The 18746-nt window shown below is 52.6% G+C and carries 17 protein-coding genes; 12 read left to right on the top strand and 5 right to left on the bottom strand.

Going from position 1 to position 18746, the window contains the following annotated elements; all coding sequences use genetic code 11:
- Window positions 1-273: 273 nt before the first annotated feature.
- Genes OH31_RS06770 through mtgA form a run of 3 tightly spaced genes read left to right on the top strand, consistent with a single transcriptional unit; the run spans window position 274 to window position 2286 of the window.
- Window positions 274-723 (top strand): rhodanese-like domain-containing protein, encoded by a 450-nt coding sequence (locus OH31_RS06770; RefSeq protein ID WP_024930128.1) that lies wholly within the window; start codon window positions 274-276, stop codon window positions 721-723.
- 41 nt (window positions 724-764) lie between these two features.
- The gene (gene aroE / locus OH31_RS06765) at window positions 765-1589 is read left to right on the top strand and encodes a shikimate dehydrogenase (RefSeq protein WP_024930127.1); all 825 of its coding nucleotides are present in this window, start codon (window positions 765-767) and stop codon (window positions 1587-1589) included.
- 10 nt (window positions 1590-1599) lie between these two features.
- On the top strand, window positions 1600-2286 hold the full coding sequence (gene mtgA, locus OH31_RS06760; RefSeq protein WP_024930126.1) for a monofunctional biosynthetic peptidoglycan transglycosylase: 687 nt from the start codon (window positions 1600-1602) through the stop codon (window positions 2284-2286).
- Between the two features lie 142 nt (window positions 2287-2428).
- Here mtgA and uvrA read toward each other — a convergent pair whose 3' ends face one another.
- A complete protein-coding gene (uvrA, locus tag OH31_RS06755) occupies window positions 2429-5263 on the bottom strand; it encodes an excinuclease ABC subunit UvrA (RefSeq protein WP_024930125.1) in 2835 nt (944 codons plus the stop codon).
- 77 nt (window positions 5264-5340) lie between these two features.
- Here uvrA and OH31_RS06750 point away from each other — a divergent pair, with 77 nt between their 5' ends.
- The 3 genes from OH31_RS06750 (at window position 5341) to OH31_RS06740 (ending at window position 7957) form a co-directional block, all read left to right on the top strand.
- The gene (locus tag OH31_RS06750) at window positions 5341-6732 is read left to right on the top strand and encodes an MFS transporter (protein ID WP_024930124.1); all 1392 of its coding nucleotides are present in this window, start codon (window positions 5341-5343) and stop codon (window positions 6730-6732) included.
- A 7-nt stretch (window positions 6733-6739) separates the two neighbouring features.
- A complete protein-coding gene (locus OH31_RS06745) occupies window positions 6740-7273 on the top strand; it encodes a single-stranded DNA-binding protein (RefSeq protein WP_024930123.1) in 534 nt (177 codons plus the stop codon).
- A gap of 75 nt (window positions 7274-7348) precedes the next feature.
- A complete protein-coding gene (locus tag OH31_RS06740) occupies window positions 7349-7957 on the top strand; it encodes a hypothetical protein (protein WP_024930122.1) in 609 nt (202 codons plus the stop codon).
- Here OH31_RS06740 and ribA read toward each other — a convergent pair.
- The 3 genes from ribA to OH31_RS06725 are packed head-to-tail and all read right to left on the bottom strand — an operon-like array spanning window position 7954 to window position 10938.
- Complete coding sequence (gene ribA, locus OH31_RS06735) at window positions 7954-8622, bottom strand: GTP cyclohydrolase II (RefSeq protein WP_024930121.1); 669 nt, start codon at window positions 8620-8622, stop codon at window positions 7954-7956. The two genes, OH31_RS06740 and ribA, sit on opposite strands and share 4 nt — an antisense overlap.
- Window positions 8609-9724 (bottom strand): sigma-54-dependent Fis family transcriptional regulator, encoded by a 1116-nt coding sequence (locus tag OH31_RS06730; protein ID WP_036298856.1) that lies wholly within the window; start codon window positions 9722-9724, stop codon window positions 8609-8611. Before OH31_RS06730 ends, ribA begins: the two co-directional genes overlap by 14 nt.
- Window positions 9725-9729: 5 nt before the next feature.
- A complete protein-coding gene (locus OH31_RS06725) occupies window positions 9730-10938 on the bottom strand; it encodes an acyl-CoA dehydrogenase family protein (protein ID WP_019880623.1) in 1209 nt (402 codons plus the stop codon).
- Between the two features lie 381 nt (window positions 10939-11319).
- Here OH31_RS06725 and ssuD point away from each other — a divergent pair, with 381 nt between their 5' ends.
- The 4 genes from ssuD to ribB are packed head-to-tail and all read left to right on the top strand — an operon-like array spanning window position 11320 to window position 15282.
- Window positions 11320-12453, top strand: coding sequence for an FMNH2-dependent alkanesulfonate monooxygenase (gene ssuD / locus OH31_RS06720; RefSeq protein ID WP_024930119.1), 1134 nt, complete (start codon window positions 11320-11322; stop codon window positions 12451-12453).
- 8 nt (window positions 12454-12461) lie between these two features.
- Entirely contained in the window at window positions 12462-13682 is a 1221-nt protein-coding gene (locus OH31_RS06715) for an acyl-CoA dehydrogenase family protein (protein WP_036298853.1), read from the top strand.
- A 19-nt stretch (window positions 13683-13701) separates the two neighbouring features.
- A complete protein-coding gene (locus tag OH31_RS06710) occupies window positions 13702-14556 on the top strand; it encodes an amidohydrolase family protein (RefSeq protein WP_024930117.1) in 855 nt (284 codons plus the stop codon).
- 18 nt (window positions 14557-14574) lie between these two features.
- Window positions 14575-15282, top strand: a complete 708-nt coding sequence (gene ribB / locus OH31_RS06705) for a 3,4-dihydroxy-2-butanone-4-phosphate synthase (RefSeq protein WP_024930116.1) — start codon at window positions 14575-14577, stop codon at window positions 15280-15282.
- Window positions 15283-15356: 74 nt separating this feature from the next.
- Here the strand turns inward: ribB and OH31_RS06700 are convergent, their stop codons facing one another.
- Window positions 15357-16589 (bottom strand): SfnB family sulfur acquisition oxidoreductase, encoded by a 1233-nt coding sequence (locus tag OH31_RS06700; RefSeq protein WP_019880616.1) that lies wholly within the window; start codon window positions 16587-16589, stop codon window positions 15357-15359.
- A 446-nt stretch (window positions 16590-17035) separates the two neighbouring features.
- Between OH31_RS06700 and msuE the strand changes: the two genes are divergently transcribed.
- Entirely contained in the window at window positions 17036-17611 is a 576-nt protein-coding gene (gene msuE / locus OH31_RS06695; protein ID WP_242402219.1) for an FMN reductase, read from the top strand.
- Window positions 17612-17651: 40 nt separating this feature from the next.
- Window positions 17652-18740 (top strand): dimethylsulfone monooxygenase SfnG, encoded by a 1089-nt coding sequence (gene sfnG, locus OH31_RS06690; RefSeq protein WP_024930114.1) that lies wholly within the window; start codon window positions 17652-17654, stop codon window positions 18738-18740.
- The last annotated feature ends 6 nt before the right edge of the window (window positions 18741-18746 follow it).

Here is an 18746-nt window from a genome sequence, read left to right as displayed (position 1 = left end):
CGTAACGTGAGCAAGTGTCAAACAATGGATAGTTGGAATTCAGCCGGATGACCGAATCCCAGGAAATCTCAATGTGTAATATTAGCAGGAAGCATGCCACGCCAAAATAACCATTTTGCATGGTTAAGGGGTATCTTACATAAAATTATAAAAACATCATGCACTATTTGTGTGCAATGCAACAAATTGAGCACCAAAATTGTGCATTGTGATTTTGACTTGCTTTCGCGGGTATACTCGCCGTTTTAGTCCTTGTGTGAATGAAGGTGTGATTTGGAAAGCGTAGAAAATATCTTAACTCAGGCCCATGCCCGCGCCTCACAAACTGGCTTGTCATATGCGGGTGCGGTGACGCCGCAAGAAGCCTACGCATTGATTAGCCAGAATAGCGAAGCGGTGTTGGTCGATGTACGCTCACGCGCGGAGTTGGAGTTGGTCGGGCGTGTGCCTGTTGCGACCCATGTAGAGTGGGCGTTTTACCCTGGCATGGTGGCAAATGCCGAGTTTGCTGCACAATTGCAAGCGCAAGTGGATAAATCACGCACGGTGATTTTTATGTGCCGTACAGGCGGACGCAGCCATAATGCGGCTCTGCTGGCACAGCAATTGGGCTATAGCAATGTTTACAATATGATTGAAGGCTTTGAGGGCGAGGCCAATGCGCTGAAGCAAAGAACCTTGATTAATGGCTGGAAGCATGCTGGCCTGCCGTGGACTAATTAACGCTGTATCAATCACTTTAGACAAATGAAGCTTTGCCGCGTATGACCGTTGAAAAGTATGCAGTGATTGGTCATCCAATCGAACATAGCAAATCGCCATTGATCCACCAGGCATTTGCACAGCAATTCAATAAAGCGATTGTTTACGAGAAGGTGCTGGCGCCTTTGGATGGCTTTGCTGCAACGATTGCGCGCTTGCAAGCCGACGGTTATGTGGGCGCCAATGTGACGGTGCCATTTAAGTTTGAGGCTTTTGATGCCTGCCAGGATTTATCTGCGCGGGCGCAGGCAGCAGGCGCGGTGAATACTTTAAGCTTCAAAGCTTCGCAGTTACTTGGTGACAATACGGACGGCTGCGGCCTGGTCAACGATATCCTCAAACATCAGCAAACGCGCCTGGCTGGCAAAACCATATTGTTGCTTGGTGCTGGTGGTGCTGCGCAAGGCGTGGTGTTGCCTTTGCTTGAACAGCAGCCATTACAACTGACAGTCGCCAATCGCAGCCTGGATAAAGCGCAGGCCATGGCGGATCGGTTTGCAGCAGACGCTGATCGTACAAAGGTCACATTGCAGGTGCAGACATTTGCCGACTTATCGCAAGGCTATGATGTGGTGATTAATGCTACCTCAGCCGGGTTAAACGATAGTGTGTTGCAAATTCCAGCACTGGTATTCCAGCAACATACGCTGGCCTACGACATGATGTATGGGCGTGACACGCCCTTTATGCAGCAGGCGCGGGCTGCAGGGGCGCGCGTGGCAGATGGCTTGGGCATGCTGGTAGAGCAGGCGGCCGAAGCATTTTATCTCTGGCATGGTTTGCGACCAGACACTGCTTCTGTGATCCAGTCTTTCCGTCAGTCCTAGGTTTCTCACAATGAAACAAGCCATTAAACTGTTTTTTGGCCTCTTGCTGCTGTGGGTTTGCCTTTACCAGGTGTGGGCGCTATTGCATATTGTATGGTGGATTGAGCATAACCCGACCTCCACCGCGTTTATGGAAGCACGCCTCGAAGTCATGCAGGAAAGTCACCCTGATGCAAAGTTGCAGCAGCAATGGGTGCCCTATGCAAAAATCAGTAACCACTTAAAGCGCGCTGTGATTGCTGCCGAAGACAGTAAGTTTGTCGATCACGAAGGATTTGACTGGGTGGGCATAGAAACTGCGTTCGAGAAAAACCTGGAAAAAGGCAAGATTGTGGCAGGTGGTTCCACCATTAGCCAGCAGCTGGCCAAAAACTTGTTTTTATCCGGCCACCGGACGCCGTGGCGCAAAGCCCAAGAGGCAGTCATCACCTTTATGCTAGAAAAGTTATTGACCAAGCGCCGTATTCTGGAAATTTACCTGAATGTGATTGAGTGGGGCGATGGTGTGTTTGGTGCCGAAGCGGCCTCGCGTCATTACTTTCATGGGAATGCCAGATCACTTGGACCAGCAGAGGCTGCCAGGTTGGCAGCCATGATCCCGAATCCACGCTTTTATGATGTACATCGCAACACACGTTACCTGAGTCGGCACGCTGGCACCATACAGGCGCGCATGCGATTGGTGAAAATACCCTAATTTTAAGGGCTTGTTTAAGCTATTAAACCCTTATACCGCCACATACAATGTTTTATATAAATATATGTATGTGGCTTTACCACATCCGTATTGGATGCACTGTCAAATGACGGCGTATCTCGGGGACCGGTTGCATGTTGACCTAGCCCTTGACAGCGAGATGTTTTAATAAGGGTATGAGGTAACGGCCAGTATAACTGGCCGTATTTTTTGCCAGTTCCTCAGGCGCGCCTACGCCAACCACCACACCGCCACCATCACCGCCCTCAGGGCCCATGTCAATCAGCCAGTCAGCCGTTTTAATCACATCTAGGTTGTGCTCAATAATCACCACTGTATTGCCTGAGTCACGCAGTCTATGAATCACATCCAGCAATAACTGGATATCGGCAAAATGCAAACCAGTAGTTGGTTCGTCCAGAATATACAGTGTACGGCCCGTATCGCGCTTGCTCAGCTCCAGTGACAACTTGACCCGTTGTGCTTCACCACCCGACAGCGTAGTGGCCGATTGCCCCAGCGTAATATAGCCCAGGCCCACATCCAGCAGTGTTTTCAGTTTGCGTTCTATGACCGGTTGCGCATTAAAAAACTGATGCGCCTGTTCCACGGTCATTGCCAACACCTGGTGGATGTTTTTGCCTTTAAACTGAATTTCCAGTGTTTCACGGTTATAGCGCTGACCTTTGCACACATCGCACGGCACATACACGTCCGGCAAAAAGTGCATTTCTACACGTAGTACACCATCGCCCTGGCACGCCTCGCAGCGACCACCTTTGACGTTGAATGAATAGCGGCCAGGGCCATAACCACGTGCACGACTTTCAGGCACGCTGGCAAACAAATCGCGAATAGGAGTGAACAGGCCGGTATACGTGGCCGGATTGGAGCGCGGGGTGCGACCAATCGGGCTTTGGTCAACATCAACCACTTTGTCAAAGAACTCCAGGCCGTCGATGCTTTCATGTGGCGCCGCTTCGGTGGTGCTGCCATACAAATGTGTTGCCACCACGCGATAGAGCGTGTCGTTGATCAGCGTGGATTTGCCACTACCGGAGACGCCGGTGACACAAGTGAGCAGTCCAACCGGGATTTCGACGCTGACATTTTTCAGGTTATTGCCGGTGGCATTGTTCAGTTTTATCCAACGCGCAGGGTCAGGTTGGGTGCGCGGCAATTTAAAGGTGATCTGTTTTTTACCGCTGATATATTGCCCGGTCAGCGAATTGGGATCAGCTTCAATTTCCGCTGGCGTGCCAAAAGAAACAATATTGCCGCCATGTTCACCAGCCCCAGGGCCAATGTCGACAACAAAGTCAGCCAGTTGAATCGCATCTTGATCATGTTCGACCACAATCACGCTATTGCCGATGTCGCGCAGGCGCTTCAAGGTTTCCAGTAAGCGGTCATTATCGCGCTGGTGCAAACCAATCGAAGGTTCGTCCAGCACATACATCACGCCGGTCAGGCCGCTACCAATTTGTGACGCCAGGCGGATACGCTGTGCTTCGCCGCCAGACAAGGTTTCTGCCGATCGCGACAATGACAAATAATCCAGGCCGACGTTGGTCAGAAATTTGAGGCGGTTTTCAATCTCTTTGACAATTTTGTCGGCAATGGCCAGCTTTTGGCCGCTGAGTTGCAGTGTTTCAAAAAAGTGCAGCGCCTGTTTTAGCGGCACTTCGCAAATCTGGTGGATGTTGCGGTCGCCGACTTTGACGTGACGCGCTTCACGGCGCAAACGTGTGCCTGCACAATCAGGGCAGCTGGTCGCGTTGATGTATTTGGCCAGCTCATCGCGTACTGCCGTTGAATCACTTTCGCGGTAGCGCCGTTGCAGGTTGTTGATAATGCCCTCAAAGGTGTGCGACTTGCTGAAAAACGTACCGCGTTCATTGAGGTATTTAAAGGTGATTTGTTCGCGGCCAGAGCCAAACAGCAGAATTTGCTGGGTGTCTTCCGGCAGATTCTCAAACGGCGCTTCCAGGTCAAAGCTGTAATGCTGGCTCAGGCTGGCCAGCATCTGGAAGTAAAACTGATTGCGTTTGTCCCAGCCTTTAATGGCGCCGCTGGCGAGTGACAAATGCGGAAAAGCTACCACGCGCTTGGGGTCAAAAAACGTGACCTGGCCGAGGCCGTCACATTTGGGGCAGGCACCCATGGGGTTGTTAAAGCTGAATAAGCGCGGCTCTAGCTCGACCAGTGAGTAATCACATACCGGGCAGGAGAATTTGGCTGAAAACAGATGTTCTTTTTCATTATCCATTTCCAGGGCAATCGCTTTGCCATCGGCCAGTCTCAGGGCGGTTTCGAATGACTCAGCAATGCGCTGTTTCATATCTTCGCGCACTTTGAGTCGGTCCACTACCACGTCCACACTGTGTTTGGTCGTTTTGGCCAGTTGCGGCAGGCTGTCCATTTCGTAGACCTTGCCATCAATACGCAAACGTACAAAGCCTTGTGCTTTGAGGGTGTCGAATAAATCGAGCTGCTCGCCTTTGCGGTTAGACACCACCGGCGCCAGAATCATCAATTTGGTGTCTTCGGGCAATTTGAGGATGCTGTCCACCATCTGGCTGACGGTTTGCGCTTCGAGTTTGATGCCATGATCCGGACACTCAGGGTCCCCGGCACGCGCATAGAGCAAACGCAGGTAGTCATGAATTTCAGTCACGGTGCCCACGGTAGAACGCGGGTTGTGCGAGGTGGATTTTTGTTCGATGGAAATCGCCGGCGATAAGCCTTCAATCAGGTCGACATCAGGTTTGTCCATGCGTGCCAGAAACTGGCGGGCATAGGCGGATAAACTTTCGACATAGCGGCGCTGCCCTTCTGCGTAGAGCGTATCAAAGGCCAGTGAAGATTTTCCGGAGCCGGAGAGGCCGGTCACCACCACCAGTTGGTTGCGCGGAATATCCAGATTGATGTTCTTCAGATTATGGGTGCGCGCCCCGCGAATTTTGATAAATTCCATGATACTTTCACGAACAGACAGCCAACCTGATAATATACGCAATTATTCAAAATTAAGCCAAGTTTTCTTACAGATTCATGCAGTTCTCCGAAAAAATGACCCGAATAGAAACGCGCGCCACGGCGGCCTTGGCGTCTATCTACGGGCTGCGTATGTTGGGCATGTTTTTGATCCTGCCTATTTTTGCGATTTATGCTGAAACTTTGCAGGGCGGGGATAACCACGCACTCATCGGCCTGGCACTTGGTGCCTATGGCTTTATGCAGGTGATTTTTCAGTTGCCATTTGGCATGGCATCTGACCGTTTTGGCCGCAAAAAGCTGATTTACCTGGGCTTGATCATGTTTGCGGTGGGCAGTGTGTTTGCCGCCACCGCGCAAGATATTTACATGGTGATTGTTGGCCGTGCGATTCAGGGTGCGGGCGCGATTTCTGCCGTGGTCACCGCGCTGGTGGCAGACTCCACACGTGAAGAACACCGTACACAAGCCATGGCCATGATAGGCGCCACCATCGGCGTCACATTTGCTGTGTCGTTGGTGGCAGGGCCGATTTTAAATCAATGGATAGGGGTGTCAGGCATTTTCTGGTTAACCGCCGTGTTATCTATTTTAGCCATTGGCGTGGTGAAATTTGCTGTGCCAGAGCCTTTGCATGCGCACTTTCACTCCGATGCGCAAGCCGCACCGGCCAAGATTCGTGAAGTGCTGCGTGACACCCAATTATTGCGCCTGAACTTTGGCACTTTTTGTCTGCATGGCGCACAAATGGCCATGTTTATGGTGGTGCCGTTTGCCATTAAGCACAGCACGGGTATGAATGAAAATACGCACTGGAAAATCTACCTGCCGGTATTGGTGCTGTCATTTATCCTCATGGTGCCTGCCATTATTTATGCCGAGAAAAAAGCCAAACTGAAACCGGTGTTTATCAGTGCAGTTGGCCTGATGTTGCTGACGCAAATCGCTTTTATGTTCAGCCTGAATAGCTTATGGGGCATTGTGGCGACGCTGTTCTCATACTTTGTTGCGTTTAATGTGCTCGAAGCCTCTTTGCCGTCGCTGATCTCAAAAATGGCGCCGGTGGCGGCCAAGGGCACAGCGATGGGCATCCACAATACTGCGCAATCATTTGGCATGTTTTTGGGCGCAGCGCTAGGCGGCTGGTTATCACACAGCTATGGCAGCCCCACCGTATTTGTCTTCTGTGCCGCCTTGATGGTGATCTGGTTTGGCCTGGCGCTGGGCATGCATGCGCCGCCCAGTGTCAAAACAAAAATGTTTCATATACAAGGGTATAATGACGAGCAAGCCGCCATCCTGGTGCAGGATATCCGTGCCATGGAAGGCGTGTATGAAGTGGTCGCCATTCCTTCAGAAACCATGCTCATGGTAAAATTGGAAAATCAGCGCAGCAAAGAATTTCAGGCGGCATTGTCGCAAGCAATCATGAATAGAATAGGGGAGTAGTGACACCATGGCATCAGTCAATAAAGTGATTTTGATGGGTAATCTGGGGCGTGACCCGGAAGTGCGCTATATGCCAAACGGCGAAGCCGTGGCTAACTTCAGCATCGCCACCACCGAAAACTGGAAAGACAAATCCGGCGTACGCCAGGAAAAAACTGAATGGCATAACATTGTCATGTATCGCCGTTTAGCCGAAATCGCGGGTGAATACCTGAAAAAAGGCCGCCCGGTGTATGTCGAAGGCCGTTTGCAAACCCGCAAATGGGAAAAAGATGGCGTCACCCGTTACAGCACCGAGATTGTGGCTGACCAGATGCAAATGCTGGGTACTGGCCGCGAAGGTGGCAGCGCGCCTTATGAAGGCGGCGATATGGAACAGGGCGGTGGAGGCATGGACGATTACAACCAGGCACCTGCGCGTCAGCCAGCCATGGGTGGCGGTAATAATGCGGGCGGTGGTAACCGTAATGCATTCCAGCCAGCACCAGCGAGTAAGCCAGCCGGTAATTTTGACGATTTTGATGACGATATCCCGTTTTAATCAGTCATTTTTAGCGCTAACATCCAAAGCCCGAGCTATATGTTCGGGCTTTTTAATTTCTGGCAGGTGGGCGCGATGCGTTTAAAACAGCAAAGATTGATTTGGCGATTGTTTGGTGTGGTATGGCTGGTATTGGTGATGATAAATGCGGCACAGGCGCGCCCGGTCAAGCAATCACCATTGCCACCACCGTTGACCACCAAACAGGAAATGAGCGCACATACCGATGATCTGCGCACGCTGATGCAGCAGTTATATACCGAATACCCGGATGAGTTGGCTAAAAGCACCCAAGTGGGGCCACGTGAAATGACCGAGTGGGTATTTGATGGCAAAGCTAACTGGAAGTTTGAGGGCATCCACCGCTTGCAAGGCACTGACGCAATTAGCCTGGTATTTGATCCGGCTTTTACCGGCGACCATATCATGGCATTGGTGGTGGGCCTGGAAACATTGCTGTTTACAGCGTATGGTAGCCAAAATGAATTTGAGATACCGCCTGAGCGTGATGGGCCAAGGCTTGCCAAGCTGCAATGTCAGCTGCGGTCTGTGCAATTGCGCTTGCAGGCTAACACACAGGCAGGCACGCTTTTGAGCCAGTCCTTTGCACGGCAACAGGTTGATCAGGCGCTCAGCGGCGTGTTGCAGCGGCTGCAAGCGCAGCATTTAGCAATATGCAGCTAGTTTTTGGGCGGTGAATGGCTATCTATCAACGCCAGTTGATGACCCAGTTTATGTTTCTTGGTGGCGAGGTAGGCAGCACTTTGCGGATTACCTGCCACTTCTAGCGGCACAACGGCTTCAACCGTTAGTCCCCAATCGGACATGGCTTGTGATTTGTCAGGGTTGTTACTGAGCAAGCGAATCGAGGCGACCTGTAAATGCTGCAATATGCCAACCGCGATATCATATTCACGCTGGTCAACTGGCAGGCCTAGCGCCACATTGGCCTCTACCGTATCCAGCCCTTGTTCTTGCAAGGCATAGGCGCGCACTTTGTTGCTGAGCCCTATGCCGCGCCCTTCATGCCCGCGTAAATAGACAATCACGCCTTTACCCTGTTGCTGTATCAGTCGCTGCGCCTGTTTGAACTGCTCGCCACAATCACAACGTTGTGAGCCAAACACGTCACCAGTCAGGCACTCCGAGTGAATACGTGTCAGCACCGAAGATTGCCCGCCAACCTCTCCCAGCACCAATGCGATATGCTCTATGCCGCTTTTGTGGTCGATAAATGCGTGTAGTTGATAGTGGCCATAGTCTGTAGGCAGGCTGGCAACCGCCTGTGGCGTGATTCGTGCACGTAAGTCCGCAGGCACAGGCTTGAGCGCAAGGTTACTTGAGGGCATTGATCGCTCCCATTTTGATCAACTTGGCGCGCAACACATTGCGGCTTAAGCCCAGCAGTTTGGCGGTTTGCACCTGGTTATGATGGCAGTGGTGGTAGGCGGCGCGCACCAGGGTATCTTCAAAATAGTCGTAAAGCTGGGCTTTGCCGGACTCAAACAGTTGCTGCAAGGCTTCCTCCAGTAAGTCGGGTGCATGACTACCGGCCTGTGGCGTGTGCTCCTGCTTCGGTCTGTGCAGCGAGATGGAGGATAAATGTAAGTCTTCACTACGCACCAGGTTGTTGCGGCAAATTAGCAGCGAGTGATGAATCACGTTTTCCAGTTCGCGGATATTGCCAGGCCAGCTGTGTTGCACCAGCTTCTGTTTGGCCGAGTCATCCAGGCGGATCTCTGCGTAACCCAGGCGGCGTGTATATTCGCTGACAAAATACTCAGCCAGCGGCAAGATATCGCCTGGACGGTTTCTTAAGGTAGGCAATTCCAGGTGGGCGACACGCAGGCGGTAAAACAGGTCTTCGCGGAAATTACCGGCCTGTACGGCTTCTTCCAGGCGGACATTGGTGGCGGCGACCAGGCGGACGTCAATTGGCGTTGACTTTCTGGCACCCAGGCGCACTACCTCGCGCTCTTGTAACACGCGCAGCAGTTTGACCTGGATGCTCAGGGGCAAGTCGCCGATTTCATCTAAAAATAGCGTACCGCCGTTGGCGGCTTCAAACCAGCCGGCCTTGGCGACAAATGCACCGGTAAAAGCGCCTTTTTCATGCCCAAATAATTCGCTTTCGACCAGGGTGTCAGAAAAGGCGCCGCAGTTGACGGCGACAAAGGGTTTACCTTTGCGCTTGCTTAAGGCATGCACATGGCGTGCAATGAGTTCTTTGCCGGTGCCGGTTTCGCCGATGATGAGTACATTCGCATCGCTGGGCGCAATTTGCTGGATGCGACTGAGCAAAGCAATGGATTTAGGATCCTCAAACACTTGTGCTGTGGCACGAATAGACGTAGTGAGCGCGCGGGAGTTGGGCAGCGTGAGTAGCTTCTTCTCATTCTCGCCGTAGTCCAATTCACTCGCCTGATCCAGATTCTCGATAAATTTGTCCATAATATTCATGAGTAAAATGTAGGGTTAGGGAAGCTACCGGTCAGCGCCCATTCACCCAGCTCCTTAATTTTGTAATCTAGTGGATCGTGCAGCGTATGCGTTCTCAAGTTGCGCCAGTGCCGGTCCAGCCGCAGTCCGGCATGCGTGGCGCGGGAGCCTGCCACTTCAAACATCCGGCTGGTGATGTCCAGCCCGGTGCGGGTTGCCAGGACCTTGGCGGCACTGATACTGGTTGCCAGCAAGCCGCGATCTTCCTCGGTGAGAGCCAGACCCTTGGCCCAGGCGATATCCAGTTTTTCTGCCGCCTGATTAGTCAGTGCACGCGTTGCTTCCAGGCCGACCCAAAATTCGCCGTAATGGGCGAGGATGTAAGGGTCCTGGCTGGTGATATCAACATTGGCATTCTTCCATGGCCGGGCTTCGCGCAAGGTGTAGTGTTGCGCGTCGTTAAAAGCGCCTTCGGCAATACCGAGGTAGATATTGGTCAATATGAGTTGCGCGATCAGCGGCCGCAAGCAGGCAAACGGATTGCTGAGTGGCCCGGGCTCGGTGAGTAGCTCGTTTTCTTCCACCCTGACTTTTTCAAAGTTCACGCTGCCGCTGTCGGTTTGGCGTTGGCCGATATTGTCCCAGTCATCGAGGATGGTCACGCCGGTACGCAGGGTCGGGATGGCGGCAATCACCAGCTGACCATCCGTCTTTTTAATGGCAGAAGCAATCAGCATCTCGGAGTCCATGGCGCCCGAGCAAAAGCTTTTTTTGCCTGAGAATTCATGCCAATGGTCATAACTTTTGCACAGCGTACGCTCATCCAGCGGATTGAGCGCATTGCCCCAAAACCAGTTGGATTGCGCGGTTTGCTCGTACCAGCGCTCCCATTGGTCGGGCCGGGAGAAGAGGCGTACCGTTGCCAGCATCAGATGTTGAAAGCCATAGACATGCGCAATCGAGCTGTCTACTTTGGCAAACTCTCTGACCACTTGCAGCGTCTCTTGCCAGTTGGCGCCGTAGCCGCCGTACTGGCGTGGGATGATCAATGACAGCAGGCCGCTGTTGCGGATCGCATCCCGTTCCAGTTTTGGCGTACCGCCCTGATGATCCCGTTCCACGGCGGTCAGCGAAAACGATTCTGCCAGTTGCTTGGCTACCGCCAATGCATGCTGGCCTTCATTGAGGCGTGCCGTTGGCGGAATTGCAAAAGTATTTATATTCAAAAGTAATATCCATCTGGTTGCATATGCTTAATAGTTCAGCAGGATTTGTGCCAACTCCGGCAGGGGCCGTGAATCACTACTTCTATGGCATCAATTGCCGGATAAATGTAAAAATAATTCTTATAAATCATATGGTTGAGAAAATGTTGAATGGTTTTCCGGCCGCATCGTTTTTTGCCGGACAGCGATCTCCGTCACCCTGTTGCTGAATAATCAGCACACATGCTGCTGATACAGCAGCACCCGCAGAAAATATGCTGATTATTCAGCAACAGCATTCGGTGTCTTTGTAAGTGACTGAATCTAATGATTTTTATTTGTGGCATGCTCTTTGCACTAGGCTTTCCATGTATGCAGCATGAATAGAAGGAAACACACAACATGGAAATATTCTGGTTTTTACCCACGCACGGTGACCAGCGTTATCTTGGCACCAGCACAGGTGCCAGACCGGCAACACTCTCTTATTTAAAGCAGATTGCACAGGCAGCAGACCGCCTGGGTTACGGCGGGGTGCTGGTGCCCTCCGGGCGCTCTTGCGAGGATGCCTGGGTGATTTCCTCGGCCTTGATCAATGAAACCAGACAGCTCAAATTTTTGGTCGCGACGCGGCCCGGCTTTATTTCACCGGTGGTATCTGCGCGCATGGCATCGACGCTGGATCGCATTTCCGGCGGGCGTTTGCTGATTAATGTGGTGGCGGGCGGTGACCCGGTAGAGCAGCAGGCGGAAGGCAGCTTCCTGGATCATGATGCCCGCTATGTCGAGGCAGAAGAATTCCTGTCTATCTGGCGGTCGGTATTGACTGAAGACGCCGTCGATTATGAAGGCGAGTATTTACGCGTCAAAGGTGCGAGTTTACCGACCGGCAGCCTGCAAAAGCCTTATCCGCCGCTGTTTATTGGCGGGGCCTCTGAGGCGGCGATTCAGCTCAGTAGCAAGCATATTGATGTGCATTTGACCTGGGGTGAGCCGCCAGCAGCTGTGGCCGAAAAAATCAGGGTCATTCGTGCGGCGGCTGCAGCACAAGGCCGTAGCATCCGTTTTGGTATCCGCTTGCATGTGATTGTGCGCGAGACCAGCGAACAAGCCTGGCAAGCGGCTGACGAACTGATTTCGCATGTTACCGATGACACCATTGCTGCGGCACAGGCAGCCGTCGCCAATTTTGATTCGGTGGCGCAAAAACGGATGACCGAGTTACACCATGGCCGGCGTGACAAACTCGAGGTCTCACCCAACTTGTGGGCTGGGGTAGGGCTGGTGCGGGGCGGGGCGGGCACGGCGCTGGTGGGTAATCCACAAGAGGTGGCTGACAGGATTAAAGAATATCAGGCACTGGGCATTGATTATTTTATTTTCTCTGGCTATCCGCACCTGGAGGAGTCTTATCGCGTGGCTGAATTGCTGTTTCCCTTATTGCCTGTTCACCAGCAGGCCAGCGCCGAAGTCAGTATCAATACCAATATGACGGGGCCGTTTGGTGCGGCCAAACCGGTCAAGCATGCGGCATAGGAGGGATGATGACTCTGGCACTGAATTCACGCCTGGACGACGTTGAGGCATCACATGGCATTGTGTTTGGCGGCACGCCACGCGAGCGGGCCAAACAGCTTTGCGACTATCTGGCAGAAACCGCGATTGAGCGCGATGCCGCAGGCGGTACACCGTATGAACAGCGTCAGGCGGTACGGGATAGCGGGCTGTTGAAGTTGCTGATACCGAAAACCTATGGCGGCCTAGGCGGCAGCTGGCAGGAAATCTACAGCATTATTCGCCAGATCGCGCGTGTGGATAGCTCAATCGCCCAGGTACTCGCGTTCCAGTTTTTGATGCTGACCTCGATTCGCCTATACGGTAGTGAGGTGCAATGGCAGCACTATTTCAAGCTGACTGCCGCGCAAAACCTGTGGTGGGGCAATGCATTGAACCCTTTGGATAACCGCACCGTGGCACGTAAAGCGGCGGCTGGCTATGTGTTTACCGGGCAAAAGAGCTTTTGCTCCGGTTCTATGGATTCTGACTACCTGATTGTGTCGGCCATTGAAGAAGGCACAGGCAAGTTTCTGGTGGCCGCGGTGCCGACTGATCGTAGCGGCATCCAGCTCAATGGTGATTGGGACAATATCGGCCAACGGCAGACAGACAGTGGCAGCGCTGAATTTAACCAGCTGCGGGTGGAAGACAGCGAATTGCTGATGAACCCTGGCCCGTTGAGCTCGCCATTTGCCAGCCTGCGTTCGTTGGTAGCGCAACTGATTTTTACCAATATTTATCTCGGCATTGCCGAAGGCGCGCTGGCAGAAGGTGCGAAATATACGCGTAGCAGCAGCCGGGTCTGGTCAGGCTCACTGGCACAGACCATACACGAAGACCCGTTTACCTTGCTGCATTACGGCGAGTTCTGGGCCAGCTTGCATGCGTCGGCCGTGCTGGCAGATCATGCGGCAGGCTTACTCGATCACGCCTGGCAGCAAACTTTGGGCCTGGATGAGTTGACCCGTGGCGAACTGGCCTTGGCGGTGTTCTCGGCCAAGGTCAACGCGACGCGTGCCGGGCTGGATGTCACTACGCGCGTGTTTGAAGTGGCAGGCGCCCGGGCCACCACTGCCAAGCTGCGCATGGACCGCTTCTGGCGCAATTTGCGCGTGTATACCCTGCATGACCCGGTGGATTACAAACTCAAGGATTTAGGGGATTGGGCACTTAACGGTCAGTACCCCACACCGAGTTTCTACGCCTAACGCATACTAAAGAAAGTTTATGAAACAAAAAATTATCGATCTACGCAACCGTCCTGCGTTTCTGCATGACTTTTTTGGCGCTACGCCCAACACCCCTGCTTATGACACTGCTAAATGGCTCAACCAGCGTGTGGGTTCGCTTGAACCCGAGCATTTTCGCCGCTCATATACGGTAGAAGGCTATTTGCAGGAGATCGACCAGGCCGGGATTGATTTTGCCGTGGTGGTGGGGCGTGAGACGCCAGACCTGACCATAGATGACCAGCAGATTGCCGACCTGGTCAAACACAGTCCCAAACTGGTGGGCCTGGGTTCGGTGGATATTGAAAGCCGTGGCATAGACAGTGCCTTGGCCGCCATTGAAAAAGCCGTCAACCATTACGGTTTCAAGGCCATTAATATCGAACCCGGCTTTGGCAAACCGGCACGCCAGGTCGATGACCTCATTTTTAACCCGGTCTACGAGGCTTGCCAGCAGCATGGCGTACCCGTGTGCGTGATGTCCGGCCCCACCACGCCAGACCTGGACTACGCGCACCCGAACGCGGTGGCCAGGCTGGCCAGGAAATACCCCAACCTCAACATTATTTGTTTCCACGGTTATTACCCGTATGTGAATGAAATTGTCGGTGCGGCGTTCCGTTATCCAAACCTGTACCTGGTGCCCGATATGTATATTTTCCAGCCTGGCGCCGAATTATATGTACAGGCGGCGAACCAGTTTCTGGGAGATCAGTTACTGTTCGGCACCTCTTATCCTTTCAGGCCGATGAAGCAAACCATAGATGACTTTGCCGCATTGGGCTTTAAAGATGCGGTGCTGGAAAAAGTGTTTTATCAGAATGCCGCACGGTTATTAAACCTCAGCGTTTAGGATTTAAAGGAAAGCAGCATGTTACAAAAAACAGAACAGTTTGATGCAGTCACCGATGCGGTCGAGGCCATCGCCAATGGCGAGTTTGTGATTGTGGTGGATGATACCGACCGTGAAAATGAAGGTGATCTGATTATTGCCGCTGAAAAAATTACCACCGAAAAAATGGCGTTTCTGGTCAGGAATAGTAGCGGCCTGGTCTGCGTGGGCATGTCCGCGCCACGTTTACAGGCGCTGGATTTACCACAAATGGTGACGCATAACGCCGACCCATTCAGGACAGCGTTTACCGTCAGTGTCGATTACAAATATGGTACCACCAGTGGTATTTCCGCCGCTGACCGTGCACTGACTTTGCGGGCATTGGCAGACCCGTCCAGCCAGGCCAGCGACTTTCATCGGCCCGGGCATATTTTCCCCTTGCGTGCTCGCTTGGGTGGCGTGCTGGAGCGGCCAGGGCATACCGAAGCTGCGCATGACCTGGCCGCGATGGCCGGTTTGCAACCGGTGGGGGTGTTGTGCGAAATCGTCAATGACGATGGCAGCATGGCCAGGCGCCCAGACTTGCTGCGCTTTGCCAAACAGCACGGCTTAAAGATGATTACGATTGCCGATATGATTGTTTACCGTGAGCGGCAATTGCAGGTGGCCTATCCACGCCAGCCTGTGCGCCCTGTTAGGCAACAAAGCACATTGCTCGATGCAGCCATGGTGTATAGCGGTTAAATCAACGATTGATCAATACAACAAAGCCCTCATGCGAGGGCTTTGTTTTTACTGTAGCTAGTTTAAGTCTATGCTTAAATCCACGGATGACGAGGCGGTTTGACCTGGTTCAGGCTGTAATTGCCCACGGCATGATATTTCCAGCGTACCGGGTCATGCAGCGTATGGGTACGGGCATTGCGCCAGTGGCGGTCCAGGTTGTACTCACCCAGCGTAGAACGTGTACCGGCCAGTTCAAACAGTTTGCTACCTGCCAGCAGCGCGGTTTCGGTACTCAATACCTTGGCTTCTGCCACGGCAATGGAGGCTTCTGCCACGGTGTCTTCATTCGGGTTGCGCTGGGCTTCGTCTATGTACTCGCCGGCGCGAGCCAATAAAGCCTCGGTGGCATGCAAGCGAATCTGCAAATCGCCAATGTCTTTAATGGTATGTGGATCTTCGTAACCATGCTCCAGGTCAGTATCAATCCACGGGCGGGTATGGTTACGAACAAAATGCAGCGTATCCTTGAACGCGGCGCGCGCAATGCCAGTATCTACCGCGGCCTGGATAATCTGCGCCACCGGGCCCATGGCAGTGGGGCGGTCAAATGCCAAATGGTGTGGCAACACATACTCGCTGGGCACAAAGATATTTTCCAGCAGGGTGGTACCGCTGGCCGTCGTGCGTTGACCAAAACTGGACCAGTCATCAATGATCGTCAGGCCTTCTGCACCGGCCGGTACAAAAGCCACCACGGTATTGTCGTGCTCATCTTTGGCCACTACCGGTACCCAGTCAGCCAGCAAAGCGCCAGAAGAATAGAATTTTTTGCCGTTTAAGAAGTAGCCGCTGTTGGTAGGTGTCAGTTTGGTTTTGACATCATTGACACTACGGGTGCCAATTTCAGAAAACGCATTGCCAAAGCGTACGCCTTGCAGCACCAGCTCATAAAAATACTTTTTCTGGAAATCCGTGCCGTCCAGGCGCAGGCCTTCCACCATATACAAGTGGTTTTGCGGAATCTGCCCGATGCTGGGATCGGCTTCTGCCACCGTAGCAATGACTTCAGCCAGGGTTTTGTTCGACACAAACGCGCCGCCATATTCTTTCGGCACAGTAATGCCCCACAGGCCGCTGCTGGAGAATAAATCCAGTTCCTTGCGCGGCAGGCGTCTTTCCTTGTCGCGTATTGCCGCTTCTTTGGCGATTTCACTCGCGACTTGTTTGGCCACGGCAATCGCTTCGGCGTCACTGGTGATCACGTGCGCCGGTTGGCGCGGCGGGTGCTCGGGCAAATGCGCAATCTTGCTTGCATGTGCAGTCATATTGAATCCTTGTCAAAGTAAAGGTTGGGAATAAAGGCGCAGTGTTTCCATTAAAAAGCGGCTGCGCGTTGCCTTACTGCATTGCATTTAATATGCCACTTGTTAAGTGTTTGAATTTAAAAGATAAGGTTGGGTTGTGGGTTTTTGCACGCCTCTATAGAAACAGTTTTCTGCTGAATGCCTGCTGATTAATCAGCAACTGCACGTTGCTGCCAGGTCATTTCAGATCGGCTTGACTGCTGCATTTTGAGAAAAGTTGCTGATATATCAGCAGTGCATCAGCAAAACTAGCCTGAATTCAACACGTTGAAAATCACAAAAAACATCATAAGTGTTTGATATTTATAATTAATTTAATCTGGCATGGATGCTGCTAATAGTATTAGTGAGCTGGCCTGCCTGCGATTGAACACACAAAGCGGCAGCAGCAACCTTAATTAGGAGTCATGATGAGCCGTCCGTTAAAAGTCACTGCCGTTTCCGGCAGCTATAAGTTGCCTTCCAGAACCGCTGCACTGGTGGAAGCAATCACCCAAAAACTGGGGCAGCAATTGCCTATTGATCTGCATGTGATCGAGTTAAGTGAAATAGGCAGCAGTCTGGTCGCTTCTTACGACCCCAAAGCGCTGCCAGTGAAAGTGCAAAAAGATATCCAGGCCATTGAAACGGCTGACCTGCTCGTTGTGGCGACGCCGGTCTACCGCGCGTCTTATACCGGCTTATTCAAACACTTGTTCGACCTGGTTGATTATGAGGCCTTGGTCGATGTGCCGGTATTACTGGCGGCGACCGGTGGCAGTGAGCGCCATGCCTTGATCATTGATCATGAACTGCGCCCATTGTTCAGCTTCTTCCAGGCGCTGACCTTGCCGATTGGTGTCTATGCCACCGAAGCAGATTTTGAAAACTATCAGGTGAAAAGCGAGGCGGTCACTGCCCGTATTGCATTGGCGGTGGAGCGTGCCTTGCCATTGCTCAAGCATAGAGAGCTTGTGAATAAAGACCGTTTGCTGGCGGTATAAGCCACGCGATGATTTGCCGAACATTATTTGGAGAGCGATGATGAGTACAGAAAATATTAAATTTGCCTACTGGGTGCCTAACGTTAGCGGTGGCCTGGTGGTTAGCAATATCGAACAGCGCACCAGCTGGGATATCGACTACAACCGCAGGCTGGCACAAATTGCCGAGAATGCCGGGTTTGAATATGCCTTGAGCCAGATCCGTTTTACGGCGGGCTATGGCGCCGAGTTCCAGCATGAGTCAGTGTCTTTTTCGCATGCCTTGCTGGCGGCGACGACCAAATTGAAAGTGATTGCGGCTATTTTGCCTGGTCCGTGGAACCCGGTGCTGGCGGCCAAGCAACTGGCGACGATTGATATCCTGACCGAAGGCCGTGTGGCGGTTAATATCGTGTCTGGCTGGTTCCGTGGCGAATTCACTGCCATAGGTGAGCACTGGCTGGATCATGACGAGCGCTATCGCCGTTCCAAAGAGTTTATCGAGGCGCTCAAAGGTATCTGGACGCAAGATAACTTCACTTACCGTGGCGACTTTTACCGTTTCAGCAACTACAGCCTGAAGCCAAAACCATTGCAACAACCCCATCCTGAAATCTTCCAGGGCGGCAGCTCACGTGCGGCGCGCGACATGGCGGCCAGTGTCTCTGACTGGTATTTCACCAATGGTAATACGGTCGAAGGCATCAAGGCGCAGGTAGATGATATCCGTGCCAAAGCCGCGGCCAACAATCACCAGGTCAAAATCGGCGTCAATGCCTTTGTGATTGCGCGTGATACCGAAGAAGAAGCCAAAGCAGTACTGGCAGAGATCATCGCCAAGGCCAACCCTGACGCGGTCAATGCGTTTGGCCATGAGGTCAAGAATGCCGGTGCCTCCAGCCCGGAGAAAGAGGGTAATTGGGCGAAGTCGACCTTTGAGGACCTGGTGCAATACAACGATGGCTTTAAAACCAACCTGATCGGCACACCGCAGCAAATTGCAGAACGTATTGTCGCCCTGAAAGCAGTGGGCGTGGACCTGATCCTGTCCGGCTTTTTGCACTTTCAGGAAGAAGTGGCCTACTTCGGTGAGAAAGTGTTGCCGCTGGTGCGTGCGCTGGAAGCCAAGAAACTGGCCAAAGCTGCTTGATCAATC

This window comes from Methylophilus sp. OH31, assembly GCF_000576615.1.
Lineage (GTDB): Bacteria > Pseudomonadota > Gammaproteobacteria > Burkholderiales > Methylophilaceae > Methylophilus.
This window is presented reverse-complemented; position numbering and strand designations above follow the sequence as displayed.

Coding starts and splice junctions, on each gene's coding strand:
- OH31_RS06715 (WP_036298853.1), top strand. CDS start 12,462: ATGACTCTGGCACTGAATTCACGCCTGGACGACGTTGAGGCATCACAT.
- uvrA (WP_024930125.1), bottom strand. CDS start 5,263: ATGGAATTTATCAAAATTCGCGGGGCGCGCACCCATAATCTGAAGAAC.
- OH31_RS06730 (WP_036298856.1), bottom strand. CDS start 9,724: ATGGACAAATTTATCGAGAATCTGGATCAGGCGAGTGAATTGGACTAC.
- OH31_RS06750 (WP_024930124.1), top strand. CDS start 5,341: ATGCAGTTCTCCGAAAAAATGACCCGAATAGAAACGCGCGCCACGGCG.
- ribA (WP_024930121.1), bottom strand. CDS start 8,622: ATGCCCTCAAGTAACCTTGCGCTCAAGCCTGTGCCTGCGGACTTACGT.
- OH31_RS06745 (WP_024930123.1), top strand. CDS start 6,740: ATGGCATCAGTCAATAAAGTGATTTTGATGGGTAATCTGGGGCGTGAC.
- OH31_RS06740 (WP_024930122.1), top strand. CDS start 7,349: ATGCGTTTAAAACAGCAAAGATTGATTTGGCGATTGTTTGGTGTGGTA.
- msuE (WP_242402219.1), top strand. CDS start 17,036: ATGATGAGCCGTCCGTTAAAAGTCACTGCCGTTTCCGGCAGCTATAAG.
- mtgA (WP_024930126.1), top strand. CDS start 1,600: ATGAAACAAGCCATTAAACTGTTTTTTGGCCTCTTGCTGCTGTGGGTT.
- ssuD (WP_024930119.1), top strand. CDS start 11,320: ATGGAAATATTCTGGTTTTTACCCACGCACGGTGACCAGCGTTATCTT.
- aroE (WP_024930127.1), top strand. CDS start 765: ATGACCGTTGAAAAGTATGCAGTGATTGGTCATCCAATCGAACATAGC.
- sfnG (WP_024930114.1), top strand. CDS start 17,652: ATGAGTACAGAAAATATTAAATTTGCCTACTGGGTGCCTAACGTTAGC.
- ribB (WP_024930116.1), top strand. CDS start 14,575: ATGTTACAAAAAACAGAACAGTTTGATGCAGTCACCGATGCGGTCGAG.
- OH31_RS06700 (WP_019880616.1), bottom strand. CDS start 16,589: ATGACTGCACATGCAAGCAAGATTGCGCATTTGCCCGAGCACCCGCCG.
- OH31_RS06710 (WP_024930117.1), top strand. CDS start 13,702: ATGAAACAAAAAATTATCGATCTACGCAACCGTCCTGCGTTTCTGCAT.